Origin of the sequence: Bacillus sp. N447-1, from assembly GCF_022701035.1 — a bacterium.
In the GTDB taxonomy this organism is placed as follows: domain Bacteria; phylum Bacillota; class Bacilli; order Bacillales; family Bacillaceae_G; genus Bacillus_A; species Bacillus_A cereus.
Genome location: NZ_CP065509.1, coordinates 1,504,211 through 1,529,218, shown reverse-complemented (window position 1 = coordinate 1,529,218; position 25,008 = coordinate 1,504,211). Strand labels below are relative to the sequence as shown.

The window sequence follows — 25,008 nt, the reverse complement described above, 5'->3', positions numbered from 1 at the left end:
GTATATCCTTGGACGAGTTACAACGTAGTGGGATATAGGTAATGAAAAAGAGATTGTAATTTGGTTTCAACCAAACTACAATCTCTTTTTTGTTTCAATTACTTCCACCAAATCCAAGTCCAAAGGTAATTTCGTACATTTCGAGGAGTAATGCGAATGAAGCGTTCACCGTCAAAGAAGCAATTTAAATTTGGAAGTGTTTCATCTGGATTTTCTGGAACAAAGGTGACGATATTTTCGTTACTTGTAACGGTTACTGTAATTGGTGGATCGGTAGGCGAGACTTGAAGTTGTAACGAAATATTGGCCGTATTTTTAAATTGATTATTAACAGGTGGACTTATTACTTGTACTGTGAATAACACGATAATTGTTTCGTTTGGCTCTAAATTAGTGGCAACTAGGAAACCGATATTCGGATTCGCTAGTGGAGAGCGTTCACCGTTAATAAAGACAGTGCCGTTTATAAATTGTAAACCTGCTGGAATGGTATCTTGTAAAGAAATATTTGAGAGTGAAATTTCGGAAGTATTTGTAATACGCACCGTGTAATCAAAATATTGATTTAAATAAGCTGAGCTGACGGAAGCATTTTTCGTGACTGTTGTAGTTATAAATTGAACTGGTATACGAACGATATTTGAATTAACAATGAAAGTAATAATTGGATCCTGTGGTGTCAATTGAAAGGCAGCGGTAACTGTTGCAGAATTTATAATTGTACTATTTGAAGGAATAGAAGTTACGAGAACTTGGAATGTTATAGTTGCTACTGAATCTGCAGGTAAAGAGCCGATATTAATACCAGTGTCTGGACGAACATTTGGAACGGGAGTACCGTTAATTGTTACGCTGTTTTCTATAAATGTTGTACCAACTGGAATTGTGTCTATAACAGAAGTACTGATTGTCGGAATTGGGGAGTGATTAAATACCGCTAATGTGAATGTAATGATATCTCCTATAACGACAATAGATTTGTCAGTTGTTTTTTCAATACGAACCATCGGATCAATGACTGTCGTTGTAACGGTATTTGTTTGCTTTGTAATTTTAATAGGTGGTTTTGTTGGATCAATGATAACGGTATAGGAAACAGAAGCATCGTTATTAATTGTAGGTTGAAGAGTAGAAGAAGATATTGTCACTTGGAACGTAATAATAACAGAGTCATTAGGAGCAAGATTTCCTAACGTAATACCATTTTCAGGATTCTCATTAGGCTGATTGATTCCGTTAATCGTAACACTACCAGCAACAAAAGTCGTATCTATTGGTACGGTGTCTATAGCAAGAAGGTCTTCAATCGTTACATTACCGCTATTCATAATCGTAATTGTATACGTTAAAGTTTGAGCAGGTAAGGCATTCGTTACATCAACAGATTTTATGGCAATGACATTATCATTTTGGACAGTAGTTGTGACGGTATTTGTTGTAGTCGTATTTGTAACGGGTACGTTATTTGGGTTGACTATATAGTTAAAAGTAGTAATTGCGTTGTTGTTTAGTTCATTTGGTGTTGGAATAGAAGTCACAGTTACTTGGAATGAAACGATAGCATCTCCACCAATAGTTATAGTACCAATTGGTATGCCGCTTACTGGATTCGCTCCTGGAAGAGTTTCTCCGTTTACAATGACGCTATTTTCTATAAACGTAGTACCTTGAGGAATAATATCTTGAATGATTACATCATTTACTGCAACATTACCGGTTTGATTTAGTGTAATCGTATACGTTAACGTATCACCAACCGTTGCAAATGCAAGATCAACAGCTTTATTACTATTCAAATTCGCGTGATTAATTTCTGTTAAAGCAGCTGATGAAATAATAGTTTCGGTAATAGGTGGTCGATCTGGTACCGTGTATTGGTATTCAACTGTACTCGTGTTAGAGATTGGATTTGTTTGTGGAATCGAAGTAACCCGTACTTGGAATAGAATAGTTGCTGTCGTATTAGGCGGAATGTTATCAATTTGTATACCGTTAAGAGGGTTGTCATTTGGCCGAGCATTGCCGTTCACGATAACACTATTCTCTATAAAGCTCGTATTTGCTGGGATGATATCTGTAACAATAATGTTTTCGACTTGTATATTTCCGTTATTTATGATGGAAATTGTATAAGGGATGATAGTTTGTAAGTCAGCATATTGGATAGGCGTTGTTTTTGTCGCAATTACATTAGCAGAAATAACTTCAGTGGAGGTAATATTGCTAGTCGATATTTGTTCTTCCACGTTTATTGTATAACGAGAAGTTGATTGATTTTGAATATGACCGCTAGTTGGGAGAGCTACGACGGTAACAGAAAATGTGACTGGGATAGAAATATTAGGAGCAATCGTTCCTACAAGTATACCTGCACCTGGATTGGCGTTAAGCTGAGGAATGTTATTTACTAAAACGCTACCGTCAATAAAAGTTGTTCCATCAGGTATATTGTCTGTAAATACAACAGCAGTGGCATCCGTATTCCCTGTATTCGTTAAAGTTGTTGTATAAGTTAAAATGTCACCAATTGTTACAGAGGTCAAATCAACAGTTTTAAGTGAAACGATATCAGCATCATTAATTTGAACGAAAGTAGTATTGGAAGTAGTAGATTTTTGAATTGGTGCAAAGTCAGGATTGAAAATAAAGTCGTAGGCGATGTTTGCAGTATTAGGTGTTGGATTTACAGTAGGTAAATTCGTAACGGAAACTTGGAATGTTATTGTAGCCATTTGACCTGCTGCGACATTAGGGATGGAAAAGCCGATATTCGGATCTGCTGCAGGAAGTACAGTATTATTAACTATTACACTTCCTGGAATAAATACTGTTCCATCTGCTATAGTATCTGTAAAAAAGATGGAGTTAGTTGTAGCCGATCCATTATTTTGAATGAATACTGTATATTCAATGGTTTCATCAATAGTAGCTAATACAGTATTAGCAGATTTTGTAGCAATAAGAATAGCATCAATAAATTGTATGTTTGTAGCATTGGAAGAGGTCGTTTCTGAAATTGGTGGTGTGCTTGGGTCTGGTCGATACTCATAGTGAATGACGGCGATATTATTAATGTTATTTTGTGGCGGTATAGAAACTACGCTTACTTGGAACGTAACGATAATCGTATTATTTGGAAGAATTATATCAAGATTGATACCGGTAATTGGATTTTCGTTAGGTCTTGGTACGCCATCTACAAGAATGCTATTTGGAACGAATGTGGTGCCAGAAGCAATTGCGTCAAGTAGGAGAGTATTTGTAATAGGTATGGTACCGGCGTTTGTAACTGCGACTGTATATGTGATGATTTGACCGATACGTGTAATGGATCTGTTAGCGGATTTAATTGCACTAACATTTGCCGTTCGCACTTCAGTATTTACTGCATTTGATAACGATCTACGCTGAATAATTGGAGAACTAGGGTCAATTTGGTATTCGTACGAAGTGTCTGAAATATTAATGACTGTATTGCCCTCTGGTATATTTGTAAGTTGTACTTGGAATGAAATAGTGACTGTTTCATTTGGTTGTATCGTGCCGAGAGTTACTCCGTTTTCAGGATTCACGCCAGGCTGAATTACATTATTTATTGCTAAGCTATCTTCAATGAATATAGTACCTTCTGGAATGTTATCAATGAACACGATATTGTTAGCCGGAACGGTTCCTATATTTTGAAGTGTATTTGTGTAGGTAATCATTTGCCCGATTGATACGAAATTTACATCCGCACTTTTAACAGAAATAATATTTGCATTTTGAAGTGATGTTGTAACAATGTTAGAATTTGCAGAGCGATTTACTGGTGGGGCTGTAGGAATACTTACATATTGGTAAGTTGCTGAAGATTGATTTACAATTTCAGTTTCATTCGGTGGATTATTTGTTTGCACTTGAAATAGTATCGTTTTGGAACTGTTTGCTGGAATTGTTCCAATTGGTATTCCGTTTTCAGGATTTACACCTGGCTGAAGGACACCGTTAATTGTGACACTATCGGGAACGAATGTAGTCCCAGTTGGAATAGAATCTGTGAAATTAATATTTATTGCGTCAACATTACCGATATTTTTCACTTCAGAAATATAAAGTATAGTTCCACCGATATCTACAGTTGTTGGATTGGATGTTTTTGTAATTGTCAATTGAGCTTGCACGAAATTTGTAATGACGATATTACTAGTAGATGTTTCACTAATAGGCGGTTGCCCTGGGTCTGGTTGGATTGTATATGTTGTATTGGATTGATTTGTAATCGATTCTTGCGAGAATGAATCGTTAATAAGAATTTGGAACGAAATAAGATGAGTAGCGTTTGCTACTAGGGTAGGCAAAGTAACACCTACATTTGGATTGGCACCAAGTATAGTTGTTCCATTAAGTGTAAAACTATTTTCTACGAATGTAGTATTTTGGGGAATAGTATCTGAAAATATGAGATTAGTAGCTGGAATATTTCCGGTATTTTCTAGTGTTATCGTATAAGTCAAAATATCACCTGTTGTTGCTTGTTGTGCATTGACTCCTTTTAAAGAAAGGATAGTCGCATCTGAAATTTGTGTGAAAGCGGGATTAGACGTAATTGTTCGAGAGATGATAGGAGCAGTTGGATCGGCGATAAAAGTGTAGTCAATACGGGCTGTATTAGAAATTGGGTTCACGCTTGGAATAGATTGAACGATAACCTGGAATGTTACAGTGACGATTTCTGACGGTGTGATGGAGTTTAATGGTATTCCTACGTTAGGATCAGCATCTGGAACGGAAACGCTATTAATAGTTACGCTATTCGGAATAAATGCAGTTCCTTCTGGGACCAAATCTGTTAAAGTAACTGTATTTGCAGTAGTATTTCCGTTATTTTGAACGACTACTGTGTAAGTGATTGTACCGTCAGTAGATTGTACGAGAGAATCTGTACTTTTAATTGCGGATAATGATGCATCAACAACAGCTGTATTAACTGTATTAGATGAGGATGTTGCTGTAACTGGAGGTTGACTTGGATCGACAATATACGTGTAACTTGTAAGTGCTTGATTTATAATCGCTCCTTGCGGCGAGATAGAACTTGCAAGAAATTGGAACGTAATAGTAGCAGAATCACCTGGTGCGATAATACCAACTGGAATACCGAGAGTTGGACTTGCATCTGGAAGTGAAATTCCGTTGAGCGTAACACTATTTGGAACAAATAATGCTCCTTCAGGAACTCCGTTAATGAGTAATACAGAGTTTGCAGGAAAGTTTCCAGTATTTGTTAATGTCGCTGTATACGTAATTACATCTCCAATAGATACGATTGTTCGATTTGCTTGTAAAACAGTTGTAACAGTTGCGTTATTAATTTGTGTTGAAGCGCTATTAGAATTTATCGTGCCTGTAACAGGAGGAGAGGCCGGATCAACGATGAATGCGTATTGAATAGATGCTACGTTTGTAATCGGATTTGAAGGTGGAGTTGATGTAACTATGACTTGGAAAGTAACGGTTAAGGAACTACCTACGCTAACTGTTCCGACATTAACTCCATTATTTGGATTTGCGCCTGGAATGGTACTTCCATTTACAGCAAAACTATTTTCAACAAAGGTCGTACCTGCTGGAACCATGTCTGAGAAATTTACATTCGTTGCATTTGTATTGCCGCTATTTTGAATCAAAACTGTATAAGTGATCGTATCTCCAATATTTGCAAAGGCTGTATTAGCAGTTTTTACAGCTGAAAGTATTGCTGAATTAATAGAGGTAACGAAGACGTTCGTTTCCACATTGCCAGGTTGAGCCTGTAATGCATTGCCTACGTTATATTGGAAGTTAACAAATCCTAAGTTTTGGAGTTCAGGTGTGAGCGTTGTTGGATTGCTTACAATTTGAACTTGGAATACGATTGTTACGATTTGATTTGGAGTTATTGTATTTATGCCAACGCCGTCAATGATAGAAGCGGATGGTAATGGAGTTCCATCAACAACAACTGATCCTACAACAAATTGTGTCCACGATGGTATAGGGTCTGAGAATACAACATTGTTAGCTGGAATATTTCCTGTGTTCGTAATCGTTGTTGTATACGTAATCGTATCACCGATCGTTGCAAATGTTTTATCTCCTATTTTAGTAGTGTTTAAAATTGCACTTTCAATTTGTGTTGAAACGCTATTAGAAGCAATGTTTTTTGAAACTGGAGGATTAGCTGGATTAACGATATGCTGGAAGCTAACGCTAGCTTGATTAGTAATTGGATTTATAGGTGGAATTTCATTGGCATTAATGTGAAATGCTACGATTACAGACTGGTTTGGCGCAATATCACCAATTGGAACGCCTGTAATGATATTTGCATTTGGGATGCTAGTTCCGTTCAGTGTAAAACTATTCGGTTCAAATGAAGTTCCGTCTGGAATAAGGTCGGTAAAAATAACATTTGTTGCACTAACATTGCCGCTATTTGTAATTGTAACGGTGTAGGTAATATCCTGCCCGATATCTACCGTAGATACATTTGAATTTTTTTGTGCAGTAAGAATAGCACTATTAATTTGTGTGGTCGTTGTATTAGATTGATTGGACGTTGTAATAGATGGTTGGCTAGGATCAACGACATAATGATATGTGATAGAAGCAGAATTAGAAATAGGATTAAGTGTAGGAAGTGTGGTAACAGTTGCTTGGAATGTGACGATTGCTGCATTACCGCCGTTAATGGAACCAATATTTACACCAGTAGATAAATCAGCGTTTGGAATGGTTTGCCCATTAACTGTGAAACTATTTGGAACGAAACTTAAATTACTATCAAGAATATCGATAATAGTTACATCAGTTGCAGCCGTATTCCCGGTATTAGGGAGGTTAAGTGTAAATGTTATTGTATTACCAATATCCGCGAAAGTAAGATCTGCTGTTTTTGTGCTAATAATAGTTGCGTTGTTTATTTGAAGAAGTGTAGTGTTGGAAGTAGCTGCACTTGAAATGGGAGGATTAACAGGATCAACAGTAAACTCATACGTCGTTGCTGCTGTATTTGGTGCAGGATTAATAGGTGGGATGCTGTTCACCGTAACTTGAAAGACGATACTATATATTTCATTTGGTGGAAGTGTTGCAAGTAATACGCCTGTATTTGGATTCGCATTCGGTTGTAAAACGCCATCGACCGTTAATGTGTTAGGAACAAATGTGAGTCCACTTGGTAATGCATCTGTGAATACTATATTAGTTGCATCGGTATTGCCTATATTGGTAATAGAAGTAGTATAAAAAGCAGTTTGCCCGATATCAGCAAAGGATACACTTTCATTTTTCGTCATAGATAATATTGCTTCTTTAATTTGTGTTGAAACAGGATTACTAATTGAAGTTTCTGCATCAGGTGGTGAGACTAATTGGTACGATGTTGATGAGAAATTTACAATTGGGTTTTGGGTTGGTAATGACGTCACATTTACTTGGAATGAAACAGTTACTGTAGCCCCAGCTGTTATCGGCCCAATATTTACACCGTTTGTTGGATCTGCACCACTTTGAGGAATTCCATTAATAGAAAATGAATTTGTAATAAATGTCGTTCCGCTCGACATAGCATCTGTGAAAATAACATTTTGTGCGGAGGAATTTCCATTGTTTGTTAAAGTGACAGTATAAGTGAGTGTATCTCCGATGTGGCTAAAAGCTTTATCAACTTGTTTCGATGAAAGAATGGTAGCAGTATTAATTGTAGTAAACGTTGTGTTTGAAGTAACATTTCTTGAAACAATCGGTGCATTTGGATCAGCGATAAATGTGTAAGAAGCAGTAGCGGAATTGGCAATAGGATTTTGAACAGGGGTAGAAGTAGCGGTCACTTGAAATGCTATAGATATTGAGCTGTTAGGGGCAATTGATCCAATCGTTATGCCTGTATTAGGATTCAATCCAATTTGTGTGATTCCATTTATTGTAACGCTGTCAGTAATAAATGTTGTGCCATCTGGTATAAGATCAGTGAAAGTAATATTCGTTGCATTTGTATTGCCGTTATTCGTTAAAATTGTCGTATAGGTAATAGTATCGCCTAGTGTTACAAGTGTTTGATCGACCGATTTTATCATCGTTATCATAGCATCTAATACTGGGTTTGTGACAATATTCGTTGAAGTAGAAGTAGTAGCAGGAGTTCCGTTTGGATCAACAGTATAAGAATATAAAATTGTATCGTTACCCATAATTGAACTTGAAGGAGGAACAGAAATAACATTTACTTGGAAGGTAACAGTTACTGTTTCACCAGACGCGATATTTGGTATATTTACTCCGAGTGCTGGCTGTGCACCAAGCTGTTGGATGCCATTTATTGTGACGGAATCTGGTATAAAAGTAGTACTAGGAGGAATTGCACTTGTAAAAGTTATATTTGTAGCTGGTGTATTTCCTGTATTTGTAATAGTTGTTGTATACGTAAGTGTATCCCCGACGGAAATAATAGATTTATCCACACTTTTTTGGGTTGTTAATATCGCACTGTTAATAGTTGTCGAAACCGTATTAGATACATTCGTTTGTGATACGGCAGGTTGGCTAGGGTCGACCACATGTGAAAATTGTACAGAACTAGAATTAGAAATTGGATTTATACTTGGAATGTTTGTAACAAGTACGTTGAGGGTAATAACGGCCGTTCCATTTGGGTTTATATTTCCAATCTGAATCCCGTTAGCTGGATTTCCGATTTGCTGTGTACCAGAATCGTTTGTAAGAGTGCCAGATATGAATGTCGTTCCGTCAGGTAAAATATCTGTGAAAATTATATTTTGTGAAGTGACATTTCCAGGGTTATTTAATGTAATCGTATAAGAAATTGTATCGCCAATTGTTGCGAAAGTTTTATCTACAGATTTGATTGCCACAATTTCCCCAGAATTTATTTGTGTCGAAACGGGATTAGATGTCGTATTTCTTGAAACGAGTGGTAAATTAGGTCCTGTCATAAATTGATAATCAATGGAAGCTCCGTTTACAACTGGTGAGTTTGGCCCCCCAGGTCCAATTGTGAAAATTGGATTTGGAATGCTAACTACTTGCACACGGAAGGTAACGTTTGTAAAATCTCCTGCAATAATATCCCCAATTGGTATCCCATTCGCGGGATTTACCCCAGGTAATAAAACCCCGCCTACTCGAACGCTATCCTCTATAAACACTGTATTATTTGGAATTGGATCTGTAAAAATGATATTCGTAGCAGTTGTGTTTCCTATATTCTCCAATAAAACAGTATACGTTAAAAATGAATTTCCAGGTGCTACGTCAGAAAATAGTCGATCCACACTTTTCGTTGCTTGAATAATCGCTTCGTTAATTTGAACTAAAGTTGGATTACTTGTAGCTGTTTCTGTCACCGGCGGCTGGGTAGGATCAACAATGATCGAGTATGTCGTGCTAGACTGGTTCAAAGTTGGATTTGTAACTGGTATTGAGCCAACGATAGCTTGAAAGCTAATTGTTGTCGTTCCTCCAACTGGAATTGAGTCTAAAGAAATCCCGCTATCTGGTCTAAATCCAAGTTGTGGGATGGTATTAATTTGTACGCTATCAGGAACGAATGAAAGTTCAGGTGGTAATATATCGATAAAAACAGGTGTGTTTGCGGTAGTATTTCCGCTATTGGTGAGGGTAGTTGTATACGTAATTGTATCTCCAACAGCAGCAAAAGCACTGCTTGCAGTTTTTGTTGAGATAACAGAAGCAGTATTTACTTGTGTAAAGGTTTTATTAGATTGAACTGTTCGTGAAACTGGCGGTTCATTTATATCTACAATAAAGCTATATTGAAGCGATGATTTATTCGGGATTGGATTAGGGTTTGGAAGTGTTGTAATGTTTACTTGAAAACTGAGTGTAGCAGATGCATTTGAATTCAAGTTACCAATATTGATACCGTTTTGTGGATTTGCATTCGGAACGGTTACACCATTTATCTTAAAGCTATTTGGGATAAAGGTAGTACCGTTTGGAATTGTATCAGTAAAAATAATGTTGTTCGCAGTAGTATTTCCGTTGTTTGTAACAGCTGAAGTGAGTGTAATTGTATCACCAATTGTAGCGAAAGTTGTACTAGCGCTTTTATTTATTACTAAAGTAGCGTCAATAATTGGTGTAACTGTTGTATTTGTTACGGTGCTACCAACAGCAGGAGATTGGTTTGGGTTCACGGTATATTCATAATTTACAAGAGCATTATTTGTTAATGTGCCACTAGGTGGTATCGCTAAAATTTGTGCTTGAAAAGTAATGAATACAGTATCTCCTGGCGAAATATCTGCCAAGTGAACACCAAGTGATGGATCTAATCCTGGTTGTGGAACATTATTGATAGTTACGGAGTTTTGGATAAATGAAGCTCCTGCGCCAAGCCCATCTGTTAAAACAGTTGCACTAGCAGGGATATTACCTGTATTTGTTACTGCAATCGTATAGGTAACAATATCACCAATTGCAGCTGTCGGTGTATTCACAGACTTAGTAGCGACAATATTAGCGTTATTAATTTGAGTTGTTATTACGTTACTTAACGTATTGGCGGATGCTGGAGGTAAGTTAGGATCTACGACATACTGGTACGTTGTATTGCTTTGGTTCGGGATTGGATTTGGGTTCGGGATAGAATTTACTTGTACTTGGAATGAGATGATTGTATTTGCATTCGAATTTATTGGGTCGATTGCAATTCCGCTTGCTGGATTGACATTAGGCAGTGTATTCCCGTTTACAGTAACACTATTAGGAATGAACGATGTCCCGTTTGGAATTACATCTGTAAATATTACATTTGATGCAAGTGTGTTCCCGTTATTCGTTAAAGTAGTTGTGTACGTAATAATATCATTTACGTTAGCAAACTGTTTATCTGCCGATTTAGTAGCGGCAATTGAGGCGTTATTAATAGTTGTCTGTACAGTGTTAGAAGCAACCATCTGCATTACAGCTGGTTTGGATGGATCATACGTATATTGGAATGTTGTGCCTGATTGATTTGTAATTGGGTTTACAGCAGGGATAGTTGGTACAAAAACTTGGAATGCAACAGTGCGTGATGAATTCGCTCCTATCGTACCAATCGAAATGCCGTTAGCAGGATTTGCATTAGCTATAGGGACATTATTAATCGTTACAGTATTAGGAATGAAGAGGGTACCCGCTGGAATGATATCTGTAAATGTTACATTAGCAGCAGGAATATTCCCGTTATTCGTTAAAATAGTCGCATATAGTATGACATCACCGACATCAGCGAAGTTCGTACTCGTTAGTTTTGTAGCAACGATATTAGCAGTATTAATTTGTGTAGTTACTATATTGCTAGCAGTGTTTCTAACAAGAGCAGGTAAGTTTGGATCAGCGATAAAGCTATATTGAAGTGAAGCGCTGTTTTGAATTGGGTTTGGTGAAGGTAGCCCATTTGCACTTATTTGAAACACAATCGTTGTAAAACCACCCGAAGGAATGGAGCCCACTTGAAGACCGGCACTAGGGTCTGCACCTAGTTGTAAAGCACCATCTATAAAAATACTATTTGGAACGATAGTGGTGCCATTAGGGATTATATCGGTAACAATAACATTATTCGCTGTAGTATTGCCAAGATTAGCTAAAGAAATTGTATATGTGATTGGTTGCCCGACGTCGGCGATAGTTAAATCTACTTCTTTGACAATAACGACATTTGCTAAATTAATTTGTGTACTTACAGTGTTACTTACAGATGTTTCTATAGTTGGTGGATCGCCCGGATTTAAAATAAAGCTATACTGTGTACTAGATGAATTTAATGTTGGATTTTGTGTTGGTAAAGAGGTGACGGTTACTTGATAAGAGACGGTAAGTGAACCGTTAGCAGCAATGGAAGGTAGCGGAACACCTATATTTGGATCTGCGTTATTTTGAAGTACACCATTAATAAGAAAAGTGTTTGGAATAAAGGTAGTACCGTCTGGATTCGTATCTACGAAAGTAGGGCTATCAGCAGAAACACTTCCTGCATTCGTCAAAGTAACAGTATAAGTTAATATATCCCCTACGGTAGCGAACTCTCGATCCACTGTTTTGGCTGAAATGACATTTGCATCGTTTACTTGAGTAAATGTAGTGGTTGAAGTAGTGTTCTTACTTACAGGTGAAGTGTTTGGATCAACGATAAAGTTATAGGAGATGGAAGCGCTATTTGAAATAGGGTTTGGATTTGGAATGCTAGTTATTACTACTTGGAATGAAGCTGTAATTGTAGTATTAGCATTGATGCTACCAATATTGATGCTAGCTGGTGTAACGCCTGGCTGAGTAACACTGTTAACTATAACGCTGTTTGGGACAAAGGCGGTTCCATTCGCAATTGAATCAGATAGTAATACATTGTTCGCTGCAACATTTCCATCGTTAGTAAGAGCAAAGGTGTAAGTTAATACATCGCCAACTTCCGCAAACGTTTTATCTACAGATTTATTAACGTGGAGATTTGCTAGTCTAATTGTTGATGTAACAGAATTAGAATTTGCTGTTTTTGAAGTCGGTGGCAAACTTGGATTTACAGTGTAAATATAAGAGGCGAAAGCATTATTAATAATAGGGTTTTGGGCAGTAATGTTAATGACTGTTACTTGAAAGGATAAGGTAAAAGTAGCTCCACCAGGAATTGTGCCGATAGGTAAAGCAACGAGAGAATCTACATTCTGCAAAACTCCGTTTAGTGTTACAGTACCAAGAGTCAATATCGTTCCGTTTGGAAGTGGATCTGTTAGTTGAACGTTATTAGCGGCTGCATTTCCACTGTTTGTAATAAGGATTGTATAACTTATCGTTTCGCCAATTGTGGCAAATTGTTTGTTAGTTGATTTTGTTAATGTTAAATTCGCATTGTTAATTTGAGTGGAAACGAGATTAGAAGAAATGTTTTTTGTAACGGGAGATTGGCTAGGGTTGACGGTATATTGATAAGAAGCGCTTGATCCGTTAGATACGACATTTGACGCGGGTATTGTGTTTACTACTACTTGAAATGCAACAGTTTTTATTGTGCCGCTTGGGATGGATCCAATGTTCACACCGCTAGCGGGATTTGCGCCCACTTGTGTCGTGCCATCTATTGTTAAACTGTTTAGAACGAAAGCTGTTCCAGTAGGAATGACATCCGTAAAAATAACATTGTTCGCATTTGTATTACCTGTACCTGTAAAGGAAACGGTGTACGTTAGTGTATCACCAATATCTGCAAAATTTTTATCTACTGCTTTTGCCATTGTTACAGTAGCGTTATTCACTTGAGTAGATACGATATTGGTCGTATCAGTCCCACTTACTGCAGGTTGATTTGGTACAGGAATGTATTGATATGTTGTTGTACCACTATTTAATATTGGATTTGTTTGGGGGATAGAAGGAACAAATACTTGAAATGAAATAGTAGTAGTAGAATTTGCAGCAATTGATCCAATTGATATACCATTAGCGGGATTTGCGCCAGCTTGAGTAACTCCGTTCACAGTTACACTTCCTGGAATGAAAGTAGTCCCGCTAGGAATCGGATCCGTATATATAACATTTGTTGCAGCAATATTTCCTATATTAGCTAAGGCAATACTGTAAGTTAATGTTTCACCAATATCTGTGAAAAGTTTGTTAACTGATTTTGTTCCATTAATATCTGCCAGGTTAATTTGTGTTCCAGCAGAGTTGCTTGTTGCAAGACCGTTAAAGGTTGTTCCTCCAGCGATAGGTGTATATTGAAATGTAATATTCGCAGTGTTAGAGATAGGATTTTGACTTGGAAGAGAAACGACAGTAGCTTGGAAAGTTACTGTGCGAGAAGTACCATTATTAATTGTTCCAAGAGATATACCAGCCGCGGGATTTGCATTTGTTTGTGGTACGTTATCTACTGTTACAGTGCCGGGTATAAAAGAAGTACCGTTAGGGAGGCTATCTATAAAAATAGCGTTATTGGCAGGAAGAAGCCCGGTGTTAGGGATAGTAACTGTATAAGTGAGAATATCTCCAATTGCAGCAACACTTTTATTTACGCTTTTCGTTGCTTGTATATTTGGGGAGTTTATATTAATTTGTAAGCCGACTGTATTTAACATATATGCATCTCCGTTAGTAGTTAAACGGATTGCGGCGGATACTTGTGAGTTTGTTAAATAAGGAGAAATATCAATAGAAGTAATATCCCAGCCCTGTCTTCCAGCGGAGATGTTTGTACCTGTAGAAGCACTTTGATTTCGCGTTCCAAATGTCCCAGTTGTATCTAAGTTTCCTGCAGCATTATTAACTTGAGAACCGAAGAAATTATTTACAGCATTATTTGGCCCAGATAAAGCATTTAATGAACTGAAATTTGGTCCAAATAATGCTTGATCCCCTATTAAATCTGCATCTCCTTCAATAGAACTTAAAAATAATCTCCCGCTTACAGGTCCTCCTGAAGGTGTTAAAAATCCAGAAACGGCTACATCTGCACTACCGGTATCAGCAGAAACACGGTTACCCGCTACATAAATGGTTAAGTTTCTTGCTGGCAATGTCCCGTTTTGATAAGCGACGATAAGCGTCCATCCAGCCGAATTAATTGTTCCATTAGAAGCATCTATAGGATCTACAAGTCCAGGAACCGCGCCTGTAGTATAGGAACCAGCACCTCCCGCTTGAATAAGGGTTGTTACGTCTGCTGAACGAGTGTAAAAGCCAAATGTAATAGAGTTTGAAACAAATGTTTGATTTGAAGCCGTAACAGCTGAAGGAGTAATCGAGTATGTTGAAATAGGTGTTGTAAAAGAAACTGGATTTCCTAATACACTCGTAATGTTTTGATCACGAGATAAATAGTTTCCACCCCAAACGAGTTCTGCGTAAAGAATAGTACTACCAGCAGGGATATTTAAAATAGCGGTAGAACTATTTTGTGTATAGTTTAATGTTGTACCAGCAGGAAAAGTAGTTACTTGTAAAGCAGTATTCGTAGTTGCGAATGCACCAATTGCCCCGATTGTACCAGCACGGTTTTGATTACTAATTTTACTTAAGCCTAAAGTATTTCCAGTAATAGCGAGTGCGCCGTTAGTGGTGGTAGAAAATCGATTCGTAATGGGCATGTTGTCACCTCATTTACAATATAGTCTTGGTCAAAATAACATATGTATGTGACAAATGAATGGAAACATGTACAAGTTGATTTAGTAATAATGATTTAAATGTCTAGATAAGGGGATGGAGTATGATTGAATTGGAAATTAGGGTGGAGCGTCTTCGGAAAGAACAAATAAGCGACATTGTAGCGCTATCTTCTTATATTGGTTGGGATTATAACAGAGAAGAAATTGAGACTATTTTTAACGCAGGGATTGTATACGGTGTTTGGAATGAGAAAGAGGAACTAATTGCTAGCGCAGCAATAATATTATATGGGGAGAAATTAGCATCTATCGGAATGGTGATTGTACATCCAGATTATAAGGGGAGAGGGATTGGAAAGATAATAACGGAAGCGTGCGTTAAAAGCGTATCAGCTCATACTCCAATTATGCTTATTGCTACGGATGAAGGGAAACCTTTATATGAAAAGTTAGGATTTAGGGCAGTAAGTTATGTTTCTAAATACATATGTAACTCATACAATGCGAAACATTATTGTGTAAGAAATGAAGATTATGTGATGAATTATGAAGAGGGTGATTTAGAAAAAATAATAAAAATAGATGAATATGCGTTTGGAACAAATAGAAAAGAGTTTTTAAAGAAAAGAATTATGCAAAGTGAACAGTGTATCGTTGTAAAGGACAAGGAACAAAATGTATTAGGTTACGGTTTAAGCATACAAACACCAGAAAATAAGATAATAGGGCCGGTTGTTGCTAAAAATGATGAGATGGCAATGAGAATTGTACATGATTTAGCAAAAGGGCATAATGGTAAATTAAGAATTGATGTACTAGAAGGAAAGAAAGATTTCATGAAAGTAGTAGAGATTGCTGGTTTTAAAAAGGTGAATACACCACCAATTATGATGAAAAATAGCGGTCAATTATTAAAAAGGAATAATGAGTTATATAGCATTGCAGCACAAATTTTTGGGTGAAAAAGAATCCTTCTGAATGAAGGATTCTTTTTCGCTAATCACGATATTGATCATGAGTCGGCTGAAAGAGGTCTTCCTCGATATCTCTCACCATAGAAAAATGATCAACGTTATAATGACCGTGTAAAGTTTTATTGTGATGACCAATAATTTGCTCTGCAGACAATACGTTAGAATCAGTTGTTGAATGCCCGTTTTTAATTAATGTAACGTCAAATCCTTGTACAGTTGCTGTCCTAACGGCAGTGTCAATGCAATGTTCTGTTTTACATCCGCCTATAACAATATGATTAATGTTTTCTTCTTTTAAAAGTTCAAGTAAAGAAGTGCCGTAGAATGAATTGGTTGCTGCTTTATTAATAAAGATTGCAGACTGGGGTACTTGAATTTGATTATGTACTTCAAATCCTTCGCCACTACCAGAAGCAACATCGATATCTCTTACGAAAACAATAAGAGCATTTGAATCTATTGCTTTCTGCAGGGCTATATTTAGTGTAGATAATAGCTCGGTTTTACGAAAAACTTCATTTTCTTGCTCATTTCCATCAATTAATTCTTGCTGAGCGTCAATAATTAATAGTGCTTGTTTCATCGTGTCTCCCCTTTAATATGAAATAAGTTCCACTGTACATATTCCTTCAGATTGTTAGAAAATCCTCCATTGTAAGAGAAGTAGAAGATTGATTTACAAAGTTGTCAAAGAAATTTCATTCTCATAGCGTGTAAAAACATGTATGATAGGAGATGGAGAATTTTTGAGTAGGTGGGAATAACATGCAAACAGTAGAAGATTATCTTTCATTCTTACATACGAAAGGATTTAAATTATCAGAGGAAGCACAAGGGTTTATTATGTTTGGACAAGGATATACTGGTGCGTCTGATGGGATTGTGAACGCAGCAATAGAAGCCACAATTAAACATCAATTGCAGTTTGATGGTAGTTATTTCGTTGCGTTATTAGAACGATTGAAAGAGGAAGAAATTACAGATAAAAAAAGCGCTAAGGCTTTTATGCGGAAGTTACAAGCGTAACTTCACGCAGCCTGCGCTTCTTTTTTTGTTTTGGAAGGTAATTCAACAAAAATCATGCCTAGAAAAATACATAGACATCCGATAATAGCAGAAATAGAAAGTTGTTCATTTGCAACGAGAACGCTTGTTAATGCAGCAAAAACGGGCTCCATTGCGAAAATAATTGCTACTCTCGTTGGAGAAGTGTGTTTTTGTGCCGATGTTTGAATGAAAAAAGCAATAGATGTTGCAAACAGGGCAGTTAGAAAGAGTGCGAATAAAAAGGATTGATTCGTCCATAGTGATACTGAAAATAACTTTTCCCAATCTTCAAACAAGAAAGCGCAAATAGAAGAAAATATACCAACAGCTAATACTTGAGATGTGCTTAATAATAAAGGTGATATTTTTTTAGAAAAGAAGCCGTTAATAAGAATATGGGCAGCGAAAGCGACTGCACAACCAAGAACAAGTATATCTCCTATATTTAATTGGAAAGAATTAGCAGCTGTTAATAAGTACAAACCTGTTGTAGCTACAGCAATACCAAGTACGATGAAAATGGTGGCTTTTTGTTTTAAGAAGATAAATGATAAGATTGGGACCATAACAATGCTTAGCCCAGTTAAGAAACCTGCTTTTGAAGAAGTTGTATAAAGTAAGCCAAATGTTTGTAATAAATAGCCGACAAATAAGAAGAACCCAACCATTAATCCAGCTAAACTACTATGTTTTAATTCTTGTTTTGAAGTTTTCTGTGAGGAAATAATTTGAACGAATAATAAAATAATTCCAGCGAATAAAAAGCGAATACCATTAAACGTAAATGGACCAACGAAAGACATAGCGTTTTGAACGACAACAAACGTAGCTCCCCAAATAAAAGAGACAAATAATAAAGCAAGAGGAGCAATCCACTCTTTTTTCACACTCATACCCCCGTTAATTTTGTAAGATAGCTTTTCTAGCTAATTCATCAGCTACTTTATTTTGACTACTTGGAATCCACTTAATAAAAAAGAGATCGAAGTTTTTTATGTACTGCAGTGCTTCATCTAAAAGAGGTGCAAATATTTTATTTTTTGCGTATTCCTTTTCAACAGCCCGCTCAACAAGCTGCGAATCTGTACGAAAAGAGACAGTGCTATAATTATGCTCGATGCAATATTTTAATGCTAAAAGTAAAGCGCGGTATTCTGCTTCATGATTGGACATTGTTCCAAGTGGTACTGATAATTGTACAGGTGGCTGAACGCCTTTAATAAACACTCCTGCACCAGAAGGACCAGGATTTCCTTTTGATGCACCATCAATATATACTTCAATCAAAATGAGAAACCTCCAAATTATAAGATGATCCCCTACTTAAATATTTTTTTGAAGTAGGGGATAGAGTAGTTATCCGATTGTGATGCTGTAACGACATGTAAATGTTTCATTCGCTTGTAAAGATTGAATTCCCTTTTTGTTCTTGAAATCTTTTGCTGGATTTACTTCATCAGCGATGCCATACCAAGGTTCAATACATAAGAAAGGTGCGTTATCCCCTGGTGTCCATACGCCAACAAATGGGAATCCATCAAATTCTACTTTTACAAATTTATTATGTTTATGAGAACGAATCGAAATTTCATTCGTATTCATATGTTCAAAAATAAGTGCATCATTTTTGAATAAATCATATGTAAGTGGCAATTCAGTCGTATTTTCAGCGATTAATTGCTTTTTGTTTGAAAGATAAGGTCCTTCTAATACGCTTGTTTCTAAGCGTTCCGAACCATTAAACGATAAGTGATAATCTGTAAATGATTCACCGTCCAATAAAGGGAAGTTGAATCCAGGATGTGCTCCGATTGAGAAGAACATCTCTTTTGAAGTAGGATTGTTTACTTCATATGTTATATGAACGCTTTGTCCATTTAGCTCATAAGAAACGAGTAATTCGAATTCGTATGGGTATTTTTTTAATGTTTCTTCATTACTAGTAACGATATAAGTGATTTTTGTTTCGCTTTGTTCTTTCACAGAGAAAGTAAGATCACGAGCGAAACCGTGTTGTGTTAATGAATATGGTTTACCGTCTACGTAGTATGTATTATCTACTAATCGGCCGACAATTGGGAACAAAATTGGTGCACGGCGTCCCCAATAAGTAGAATCACCTTGCCATAAATATTCTGTGTTGTCTTCTTTTAAGCGAACGCTCTGTAATTCTGCACCTTTGTCAGAAATGGAAACGATCACTTTTTCATTTTGAATTGTTGCTGTCATGAAGTGAAACCTCCTAAATCTTTCATATGTTTCATTATACGTTGTCTAAAAGGAAAAAGGTAGTTTATGATAGGAATCTATTGACGAAAGAGGGGCTACCACGTAAAATATAATCTTGTTGCTTAAAAAACGAATAACGTGGTTCGAAACCATCCCACGTAAAAAAACTAAGGAGATTTTGTCATGAATATTAGAACTTTAGTCGGTAATGGTATTTTAGCGGCATTATATATTGCTGTTTCTATGCTTATTCAGCCATTTGGCTTTACGAATGTACAATTTCGTATTTCAGAGATGTTTAATCATCTCGTTGTATTTAACAAGAAAGCAATTTACGGAATTGTATTAGGTGTATTTTTAACGAATCTCTTTTTCTCACCTATGATCGCTTACGATTTAGTGTTTGGAGTAGGGCAATCTATTCTTGCGTTAGTTGCAACGATTATTTCTATGCGATTTATTAAAGGTGTTTGGGCTCGTATGATTTTTAATACAGTTATCTTTACAATTACAATGTTTATGATTGCAATTGAACTTCATCTTGCATTGGGTTTACCATTTATGTTGTCTTGGTTAACTTGTGCAATTGGTGAATTTGTTGTCATGGCGATCGGTATGCCTGTAATGTACTGGATTAATAAGCGAGTACAATTTGAAAGATTTATGTAATAGATGAAAGAGCTATTCCTATAGGGATAGCTCTTTTTGTATGTAATCATATTGAATATAATGCTGTGACTCTAGATAAAATATAATAAAATAAAGTGAGGCTTCAATTAGCCGGATATATATAAGAAGTCTTACATAAGGGGAATGTAGTATGAAATATAAAATTCATTGGTTGTATAAAACGAAGCGTGGATTGCAGACGGAATTAACAACAGAGTATATGAACATAGAAGAAGTACTTCAATTTGCAGAGGATTTTGAGAAAACAGGAAGAGCTAAGGAACTTTTATTTTACGATGAAATGGACGCAGAATGGTCATTAAAAGAGATGAAAAAGTTAAGTAAGCAAGTAGAGGAAGAGCCCCAAGAAATACTCGTTTATTTTGATGGGGGGTATGATGTGCAAACGAAAGAAGCTGGCGTTGGTATATGTGTGTATTATAAAAAAGGAAATACAAACTACCGCATTCGCCGCAATGCATATATAGAAGGTATATATGATAATAATGAAGCGGAATATGCATCATTATTATACGGTATGAATATACTCGAGGAACTAGGGATTAGGTATGAAGCAGTTACACTTCGCGGAGACTCACAAGTGGTACTGCAGCAATTAGCCGGAGAATGGCCTTGTTATGATGAACATTTAAATCATTATTTAGACCAAATTGAGCAAAAGGCGAAGCAAATGAAATTAAAACTTATATGTGAGCCGATATCTAGAAAACAAAATAAAGAAGCACATCAATTAGCTACGCAAGCATTAGAAGGAACAAGTATTGATAGTCATAAAGAAATAACCGAATAGAGAGGTGCAAAGGTGGATAAAAAGCAACTCATTACAGAGGTAAATGACTTATTAGAAACGTATTGTGAAGGATGTTTTTTGCGAGAACATAATCGAAAGACAAATAGTAAGTATTACGCTCATTCATTTTGTATAAGGCAATGTACAGTGGGAGAAACATTGAAAAAGTATGGGGAACAGTTGTCATGAAAAAACATCCAGAGAAAATTCTCTGGATGTTTTTTAGTGTCTTGCTTCGTTTAGTTGATGCTCACATTTATTTAATTTTTTTTCCTCATTCATTAAAAATGGCTCATCTAAATCAGTTGCAACAGATTTCATAATTTCAAGCTGAGAGCGAGCTGCTTCTACAGCAGTAGTAGCATGTTCTAATGTATCTGGATCCATTGAAATTGTTGCTGATCCTACCATTTTTTGTGCTGTTTCTACACGGAATTTCACTTCTTCAAAATCATTTACTTCTGATCCCATTAATAATTCCTCCTTTGTATAGTGCGCATTTCACATAGTTTTTGCTCTGTAAAACGGAAATATACAAAGGAATAACAAAGGAGGTTACCAAGTAAGGTAACCTCCTGTTATATGTTGGATTAAAGTTTTACTACGTTAGCAGCTTGAGGTCCGCGGTTACCTTCAGTAATGTCGAAAGATACTTCTTGACCTTCTTCTAAAGCTTTGTAGCCGTCGCCTTGAATAGCAGAGAAATGTACGAATACATCGTCAGCGCCTTCCATTTCGATAAATCCAAAACCTTTTTCGTTGTTAAACCATTTTACTTTTCCTTGCATGTTACAATTCCTCCTAAAAGCGTTTACTATTTTCATTTAGTGAAATTCATTTTAAAAAAATAATATAAACTAAAAATGCTATATTCTTGAATATTCTGCTAAATGATTAATTTAAATATACACGAATTGGGAGAATTTAGTCAAGTAAGCGATTTTATTTTTTTGTATTTTTAAATAATTTTTCGGTCAAATTTTTAAATAGGTATAGGACAGGCTGAGTATATAATATTCTTAATTGAATGCTATACATAATGAGGTGAAAGAATGAATAAGTCTTACTTATTAGATAATGAAGGAATGAGAACGAGAACCGACATACCGGATTGGGTTGCAAAAGAATTTGAGATTTTTTCAAATGTTGTGTTAGAACCAACTTTTCCATGTTATTTCGGTTTAACAGCTTTGAAAAAGAATGAACTTCGTTATTCATTTCTTTCTCATAATGATTGGAGTCATTTACCACATACAATGTTATCTTTTTTAGAGTTAATGAAAGAGAGGCCGATTGTAAGAAGGGGCTTTTTCCTTTTTGTAGAACCGGAATGTGAAGAACAGCCACTCGAATATTACCGTGATTCCTTTTGGAAAGTGTTACAGTATTTACATGAAAACGATAATCAAGCATGGCCAAAGCAAATTCCTGAAGATCCAGACCATTATTTATGGGAATTTTCATTTGGTGGTGAGCCAATATTCGCATTTGGAAATGCGCCAGCTTATAAACAACGAAAAACTAGACATTTAGGGAATTCTCTCGTTATTGGGTTTCAGCCACGCACTATTTTTGATGGATTAGAGGGAGATCGTCCTAAAGGAGCATATTCAAGACAAATGGTTCGTGAGCGAGTTGAAAAGTGGGATCAATTGCCGAAACATCCTAACATTAGTCATTATGGTGACCCAGAGCATCGTGAATGGAAACAATATTTCATAGGAGACGATGTAGAGCCAATAAAAGGGAAATGTCCTTTTCTTCATAGGATAGAAAAGTAAGAGCCATCACCTAGATGGCTCTTTTGTATATTTTGGATAAAAAAGGGTATTTTATTATGAAAGCTAGTCTATTTTTTCAAATTACATCATTAACTAGTAGTAAAGAGAGTAGAAAGGATAGAGCGATGTTTGGAGCAATTATACAGCAAATCGTATTAGGTATATCATTAGCTGCGCCAGTAGGGCCGATTAATATTGAAATGTTAAAACGAGGAATTGAACGTGGGTTTTGGCACGCTTGGGTTGTTGGAATTGGTGGAATGACTGCAGATGTTTTATTTATGCTTCTCATTTATTTCGGTTTATCTTCTGTGTTTATGTATACATATGTACAAGCCTTCATGTATTGCACGGGTTTTTTCTTGTTATTTTATTTAGGATTTCAAAGTGTAAAACAAGGAATTTTCGACTCGAATATGGAATATAAAAAAGAAGAGGTAGGTGGCCTTAAGCAATCGTTTATGGCAGGATTTTTAATTGCGATATCCAATCCATTAAATCTTGTTTTTTGGTTTGGTATATACGGAAGTACACTTAGCTCATTACTTACGAAGGTAACGAAACAAGAAGCTTTTTTGTACAGTCTTTGCATTATTGTTGGTATTATTTTATGGAATTTAAATATTGCTTTTTCTGTACATTTTGGAAGAACTTTATTAAAACCAAAAGCGCTTGGCTACATAACAGCCGGAGCAGGTATTATTTTAGTAGGTTACTCTATACATTTTGCATACAAAGCTTTACAGTTGTTCACATAAGATTGAAGGGGAGATTTTTATGTATCGAACCACTATTGACGGAAAAGAAATTATAATTACGTTAGCGCCAAAAATCCGAAAAGAAATTACTGATAGAAATCCACTATATGAAGCGGTATTTCATAATGCTGCAAGATTGTTACAAACAAAGCAACCGACGTTTGCAGTAAATCATGAAATATTTGGGCTCATTATTGGAGAAGTGCAAAGAGGAGAAGTAACAGTGTTTGCAGTGGAACATATTATTCCGAAGCAAAATATATTTGGACCAAACAATTTTTTCTCGACAATAGAACAGCAGGCAAATTTGTAAAGTGAATAGAATAAGAATAGAAAAGAAATAGTCGTAACGATATGTTGCGGCTGTTTTTTTGGAAAAGGGGGAAACAAGATGAAGAAAGTGGGGAAAGAGTTCTTTTTGCAACATGATATCGTTATTATGTATAGCATTCTATTTGTTTTCATTATTATTTTAAAAATGCAATTTTTTACGTGGTTTGGCATGTTAGCATGTATGTTTGGGATTGTTTTCTATACACTTAATGAATATATGACACATCGTTTTTTATTCCATATAAAGCCACCTAAAAACACATTTCTATTAAAAATGTTAAGAAGGTTGCATTATGATCACCACGTATATCCAGATGATTTAAAACTTTTGTTTTTACCTGTATGGTTTAGTATACCTAGTTTTACTATATATTTACTTATAGCATATGGTATTACAAAAAGTGTTACTATTACACTTTCATTTGGAATCGGAATGATTATTATGCTGCTTGTTTACGAATGGAAACATTATATTGCTCATAGACCGATTCGTCCCGTCACTAAGTTTGGAAGATGGCTAAAAAAACAACATATATTACACCATTATAAAAATGAAAAGTTTTGGTTTGGTGTTTCAAATCCAGTATTCGATTTTATATTTGGAACACTTAAAGACGGAAAAGATGTTGAGCTAAGCGAAACGGCTCGTAATTTAGAAAAGGAAAAAAAGACAAAAGTAGTGCGTTAAGCACTGCTTTTGTCTTAATGAGGATAAATAAGTAAAGTGTCACTTTATTTTGAAAAAGTATATTAAAAATTTAGGGGAAATTGCCGAAAAATGTCTATCAAAAAATCTTTGCATGAATGCATGGATTGTCTAAAATGAATATAAGTTTCTGAATATTTATAAAATTTAGTCTTTAGGTATGCAAGGGGGAAGTGTATTTCAAGTAAGAGAGGGGATCGGTTAATGAAACGAGACGATACGTCAGCACGTAAGTTGCAAAATGAGGTGAATTATACAGAGGTCGTTCAGTCGGAAGAATTTCAATTGTTATTAAATACGAAAAAGAAGTTTATCATTCCAATGAGTATTTTCTTTTTTAGTTTTTTTATCGCATTACCTATTCTAACATCGTATTCAAAGGTGCTTAATACACCTGCATTTGGAGACGTTACATGGGCGTGGGTATTTGCTTTTTCCCAATTTATCATGACATGGGCACTATGTATGATTTATAGCAAAAAAGCAGAATCATTTGATGAAATCTCCCGAAAAATTCTGCAAGATATGCAAAAAGGGAGGGGCTGAAC

17 protein-coding genes and 1 riboswitch are annotated in these 25,008 nt (G+C 36.0%); of the genes, 10 read left to right on the top strand and 7 right to left on the bottom strand.

The features are described 5' to 3' along the window. Positions 1-98: 98 nt before the first annotated feature. The gene (locus IQ781_RS07515) at positions 99-15,131 is read right to left on the bottom strand and encodes a DUF11 domain-containing protein (protein ID WP_242808276.1); all 15,033 of its coding nucleotides are present in this window, start codon (positions 15,129-15,131) and stop codon (positions 99-101) included. Positions 15,132-15,253: 122 nt separating this feature from the next. On the opposite strand from IQ781_RS07515, the gene IQ781_RS07510 reads away from it, so the two are divergent. Beyond that, a complete protein-coding gene (locus IQ781_RS07510; RefSeq protein WP_100650685.1) occupies positions 15,254-16,114 on the top strand; it encodes a GNAT family N-acetyltransferase in 861 nt (286 codons plus the stop codon). Between the two features lie 34 nt (positions 16,115-16,148). Here IQ781_RS07510 and IQ781_RS07505 read toward each other — a convergent pair whose 3' ends face one another. Next, entirely contained in the window at positions 16,149-16,709 is a 561-nt protein-coding gene (locus IQ781_RS07505) for a cysteine hydrolase family protein (protein WP_000806320.1), read from the bottom strand. Positions 16,710-16,891: 182 nt separating this feature from the next. On the opposite strand from IQ781_RS07505, the gene IQ781_RS07500 reads away from it, so the two are divergent. Beyond that, positions 16,892-17,152 (top strand): DUF6123 family protein, encoded by a 261-nt coding sequence (locus IQ781_RS07500; protein WP_001195212.1) that lies wholly within the window; start codon positions 16,892-16,894, stop codon positions 17,150-17,152. A gap of 2 nt (positions 17,153-17,154) precedes the next feature. Here the strand turns inward: IQ781_RS07500 and IQ781_RS07495 are convergent, their stop codons facing one another. From IQ781_RS07495 to IQ781_RS07485, 3 genes are all read right to left on the bottom strand, one after another. Beyond that, positions 17,155-18,060: a DMT family transporter gene (locus IQ781_RS07495; RefSeq protein WP_063219992.1), complete on the bottom strand. Its 906-nt coding sequence runs from the start codon at positions 18,058-18,060 to the stop codon at positions 17,155-17,157. Positions 18,061-18,073: 13 nt separating this feature from the next. Then, entirely contained in the window at positions 18,074-18,460 is a 387-nt protein-coding gene (locus tag IQ781_RS07490) for a reverse transcriptase-like protein (protein WP_000573880.1), read from the bottom strand. Between the two features lie 69 nt (positions 18,461-18,529). Continuing rightward, positions 18,530-19,402, bottom strand: a complete 873-nt coding sequence (locus IQ781_RS07485; RefSeq protein ID WP_000127417.1) for an aldose 1-epimerase family protein — start codon at positions 19,400-19,402, stop codon at positions 18,530-18,532. A gap of 132 nt (positions 19,403-19,534) precedes the next feature. Continuing rightward, positions 19,535-19,579: riboswitch (PreQ1 riboswitch) on the top strand. A gap of 6 nt (positions 19,580-19,585) precedes the next feature. Between IQ781_RS07485 and IQ781_RS07480 the strand changes: the two genes are divergently transcribed. From IQ781_RS07480 to IQ781_RS07470, 3 genes are all read left to right on the top strand, one after another. After that, positions 19,586-20,071, top strand: a complete 486-nt coding sequence (locus tag IQ781_RS07480; RefSeq protein WP_001026474.1) for a QueT transporter family protein — start codon at positions 19,586-19,588, stop codon at positions 20,069-20,071. A 151-nt stretch (positions 20,072-20,222) separates the two neighbouring features. Then, positions 20,223-20,882 (top strand): ribonuclease H family protein, encoded by a 660-nt coding sequence (locus IQ781_RS07475; protein WP_063219993.1) that lies wholly within the window; start codon positions 20,223-20,225, stop codon positions 20,880-20,882. A gap of 12 nt (positions 20,883-20,894) precedes the next feature. Continuing rightward, positions 20,895-21,071 carry a zinc-finger domain-containing protein gene (locus tag IQ781_RS07470; RefSeq protein WP_000358801.1) on the top strand — a complete coding sequence of 59 codons (177 nt, stop codon included), beginning with the start codon at positions 20,895-20,897 and terminating at the stop codon, positions 21,069-21,071. Between the two features lie 33 nt (positions 21,072-21,104). Here the strand turns inward: IQ781_RS07470 and IQ781_RS07465 are convergent, their stop codons facing one another. Both IQ781_RS07465 and cspB read right to left on the bottom strand, forming a co-directional pair. Next, positions 21,105-21,353 (bottom strand): DUF2564 family protein, encoded by a 249-nt coding sequence (locus tag IQ781_RS07465; RefSeq protein WP_000534392.1) that lies wholly within the window; start codon positions 21,351-21,353, stop codon positions 21,105-21,107. Positions 21,354-21,472: 119 nt separating this feature from the next. Continuing rightward, the gene (cspB, locus tag IQ781_RS07460; RefSeq protein ID WP_001161731.1) at positions 21,473-21,670 is read right to left on the bottom strand and encodes a cold shock-like protein CspB; all 198 of its coding nucleotides are present in this window, start codon (positions 21,668-21,670) and stop codon (positions 21,473-21,475) included. 264 nt (positions 21,671-21,934) lie between these two features. Between cspB and IQ781_RS07455 the strand changes: the two genes are divergently transcribed. The 5 genes from IQ781_RS07455 (at position 21,935) to IQ781_RS07435 (ending at position 25,006) form a co-directional block, all read left to right on the top strand. Beyond that, a complete protein-coding gene (locus tag IQ781_RS07455; RefSeq protein WP_001043767.1) occupies positions 21,935-22,663 on the top strand; it encodes a YqcI/YcgG family protein in 729 nt (242 codons plus the stop codon). A gap of 14 nt (positions 22,664-22,677) precedes the next feature. Further along, positions 22,678-23,421 (top strand): LysE family transporter, encoded by a 744-nt coding sequence (locus IQ781_RS07450; protein ID WP_001196841.1) that lies wholly within the window; start codon positions 22,678-22,680, stop codon positions 23,419-23,421. A gap of 19 nt (positions 23,422-23,440) precedes the next feature. Beyond that, entirely contained in the window at positions 23,441-23,734 is a 294-nt protein-coding gene (locus IQ781_RS07445; RefSeq protein WP_000286361.1) for a hypothetical protein, read from the top strand. A 78-nt stretch (positions 23,735-23,812) separates the two neighbouring features. Continuing rightward, positions 23,813-24,442: a sterol desaturase family protein gene (locus IQ781_RS07440; protein ID WP_000755401.1), complete on the top strand. Its 630-nt coding sequence runs from the start codon at positions 23,813-23,815 to the stop codon at positions 24,440-24,442. A gap of 222 nt (positions 24,443-24,664) precedes the next feature. Further along, positions 24,665-25,006 (top strand): DUF485 domain-containing protein, encoded by a 342-nt coding sequence (locus IQ781_RS07435; RefSeq protein WP_000817366.1) that lies wholly within the window; start codon positions 24,665-24,667, stop codon positions 25,004-25,006. Positions 25,007-25,008: the final 2 nt, after the last annotated feature.